Consider the following 3,491-nt stretch of genomic DNA (forward strand, 5'->3'; position numbering starts at 1 on the left):
CGTAGTAAATCTCCCTCAAACTCTGCTAATGCAGACATCACAGAAGCCATGAGCTTTCCCTGAGATGTGGAAAGGTCAAACTGCAAACCTGTTTGTGCCACCAGAGATACCCCGAAATGCCCAAGATCTTGTAATGACTGTACGAGATCCACGGTGCTTCTGCCCCAGCGTGTCAATTCCGTCACCAAGATGGCATCGATTTCACGAGATTGCGCCATGGTCATCAAGTATTTTCTTTGCAATCTCTCATCCTTACTGCCTGATGCAGTTTCTTTCCAAACACCGACAACATCGTAGCCGCAACGATTGGCGTAGGCACGTAGGTCATATTCCTGTCGTTCGCAGGACTGATCGTTCGTTGATACTCGGCAATAAATGGCCGCATTCTGTCCCAATTGAACCTCCTTGCGAAATTGCAGCGCAAAGCTAAGCGTGGCGGTACAAAATAATGTACCTTTAATAGTTTAGTTTATTTGGGACTAATGAGCCATGCCGCGCCATTCTATTTTGTCGTCCACGGAATTGGGAAGCCTGTTCGAAATTCCAGATGATAGAGCTTTTATGCTTCAGCATTACACTCTGAGTGATTCTGATAAATCCATAGTCCATCAACATCGAGGGGCATCCAACAAGCTAGGCTTTGCAATTCAACTTTGCTACATGCGTTACCCTGGAGTGATATTGGGTATTAACGACGAACCATTCAAACCCTTACTTTTCATGATGGCTGCTCAACTTAGTATATCAGTGGACTGCTGGAATGATTATGGTCAGCGCGAGCAAACAAGACGAGAACATATTGCCGAATTGAAAAAAGTTTTTGGGTTCAAACTATTCACCTTGAGTGACTATCGGCAATCGGTCAATATGATGGTGGATTTGTCCCTTCAGACAGATAAAGGTCTTATTTTAGCCACAACTCTCGTTGAAAATTTACGACAAAAATCAGTCCTTTTGCCAGCTATAAATGCAATTGATAGTATTTGCGCAGAAGCAATCACATCTGCCAACCGCATAATTTATACTGCTTTGACGAGCTCACTTTCAGAAACTCATCGTCAAAATATAGATGCTTTGCTGAACCGTAAAGAGGGCAGCAAACTGACAATATTGGGGTGGCTTAGACAGTCACCAGCTAAACCAAACTCAAAGTACATGCTTGAGCACATTGAGCGGCTGAAGTGCTTACAAGCCATCGATCTACCTGAAGACATTGGAAAACACGTTCATCAAAATCGCTTACTGAAAATTGCTCGCGAAGGTGGGCAAATGACTCCTGCTGATTTGGCCAGATTTGAATCTCAACGTCGATATGCCACTTTGGTAGCAATCGTTGTGGAGAGTATGGCCACGATCACCGACGAAATTATTGACCTGCATGATCGCATTATTGGAAAGCTATTTGCTATCGCAAAAAATAAACACCAGCAACAATTTCAATCATCAGGTAAAGCGATCAACGACAAAGTGCGTTTGTATGGGCTTATCGGGAAAGCCTTGCTAGATGCCAAGCAAAATGGCAGTGATCCGTTTGCCGCCATCGAAACTGTTATTTCATGGGATGCTTTTGCAGCAAGTATTACTGAGGCAGAAAAACTGGCGCAACCCGAAGACTTTGATTTTTTACCACGAATTGGCGAGAGCTATGCAACTTTACGCCGTTACGCGCCAGAACTTCTTGCCATACTTAAATTGCGTGCTGCCCCAGCAGCAAAAGATATGCTTGCCGCTGTAGAGTTGCTCCGCAGCATGAATGTTGATAATACACGAAAAATCCCCTCTAATGCTCCAATAGCGTTTATCAAAAAACGGTGGGCAAGACTAGTCTTTACCGATGATGGTATTGATCGCCGCTATTACGAAATATGTGTGTTATCTGAACTTAAAAACTCGCTACGGGCTGGGGATCTCTGGGTACAAGGCTCTCGCCAATTCAAAGACTTCGATGAGTATTTAGTGACTGCTGATAAATTTAATCAGCTAAAACAGTCCAATGAGTTACCTCTAACCATTACTACTGATTGTGATCTATATTTGCAAAGTCGCCTTTCACTATTGGAGCAGAAATTAGCAATCATTAATCGCATGGCAGCGACCAACGATTTGCCTGATGCGATGATCAATCAATCTGGTCTAAAAATAACACCTCTCGATGCCGTGGCTCCTGATACAGCCCAAACTTTAATTGACCAAACAGCAATGCTGTTACCACATATCAAGATCACCGAATTATTAATGGAGGTCGATGAATGGACAGGCTTTACTCGACACTTCACTCATTTGAAAACGGATGACACTGCGAAGGATAAAGCGTTATTGCTCACGACCATACTGGCTGATGCAATTAATTTAGGGCTGACGAAAATGGCCGAATCATGTCCTGGTACAACTTATGCCAAACTCTCATGGCTACAGGCTTGGCATATCCGTGATGAAACTTATTCAACGGCATTGGCCGAATTGGTGAATGCTCAATTGAAACAACCTTTCGCTGAAAACTGGGGAGATGGCACTACCTCCTCATCAGATGGCCAACGCTTCCGCGCAGGTGGCAGAGCTGAAAGTACAGGACATATCAATCCAAAATATGGCGCAGAGCCTGGAAGGTTATTTTATACACACATTTCTGATCAATACGCACCATTTAGCAGTAAGCTGATCAATGTGGGCGTTCGTGATTCAACCTATGTTCTTGATGGGCTGCTGTATCACGAGTCTGATTTACGCATCGAGGAACACTACACCGATACGGCTGGATTCACCGACCATGTTTTTGCACTCATGCACATGCTAGGGTTTCGATTTGCACCACGAATTCGTGATCTGGGCGATACGAAACTCTATATTCCAAAGTCAGACATAGACTATGCCGCACTTAAACCCATGATTGGCGGCACACTGAATATCAAACAGATTCGTACTCATTGGGACGATATTTTGCGTCTGGCCGCATCAATCAAGCAAGGGACTGTCACAGCGTCGCTAATGCTACGTAAACTCGGTAGTTATCCACGACAGAATGGTTTGGCATTGGCATTACGAGAGCTGGGGCGTATTGAGCGCACACTGTTTATCTTGGATTGGTTGCAAAGCGTAGAACTACGCCGTCGGGTTCAAGCTGGATTAAATAAAGGTGAAGCCCGTAATGCATTAGCGCGCGCCGTTTTCTTTTATCGATTGGGTGAGATTCGAGATCGAAGCTTTGAGCAACAGCGTTATCGAGCCAGTGGCTTGAATCTAGTGACCGCCGCCATTGTATTGTGGAACACGGTTTATTTAGAGAGAGCGACTAACGCCCTACGAGGGCATGGTCGCACAGTCGATGATACCTTGCTGCAATATCTGTCACCGCTGGGGTGGGAGCACATCAATTTAACTGGGGATTATCTATGGCGAAGCAAAGCCAAGATAGGTGGTGGAAAATTTAGGCCATTGCGCGCAATTGAAAAACCTTAGCGTGCTATATTTTCCGTTTCCTGAGACGACCCCTA

At 44.7% G+C, this 3,491-nt stretch carries 2 protein-coding genes; one reads left to right on the forward strand and one right to left on the reverse strand.

All coding sequences use genetic code 11. From position 1 onward, the window contains the following. On the reverse strand, window positions 1-395 hold a 395-nt coding region (locus tag DK207_RS15510; protein WP_098733245.1), incomplete at its 3' end, for a recombinase family protein. A 94-nt stretch (window positions 396-489) separates the two neighbouring features. Here DK207_RS15510 and DK207_RS15515 point away from each other — a divergent pair. Continuing rightward, on the forward strand, window positions 490-3,456 hold the full coding sequence (locus DK207_RS15515; protein WP_004726714.1) for a Tn3-like element ISAcsp1 family transposase: 2,967 nt from the start codon (window positions 490-492) through the stop codon (window positions 3,454-3,456). The last annotated feature ends 35 nt before the right edge of the window (window positions 3,457-3,491 follow it).

The organism is Acinetobacter haemolyticus (assembly GCF_900406815.1).
GTDB classification, from domain to species: domain Bacteria; phylum Pseudomonadota; class Gammaproteobacteria; order Pseudomonadales; family Moraxellaceae; genus Acinetobacter; species Acinetobacter haemolyticus_A.

Bases quoted from the DNA above. Each gene is read 5' to 3' on its own strand.
- DK207_RS15515 (WP_004726714.1), top strand. From the start codon at position 490: ATGCCGCGCCATTCTATTTTGTCGTCCACGGAATTGGGAAGCCTGTTC.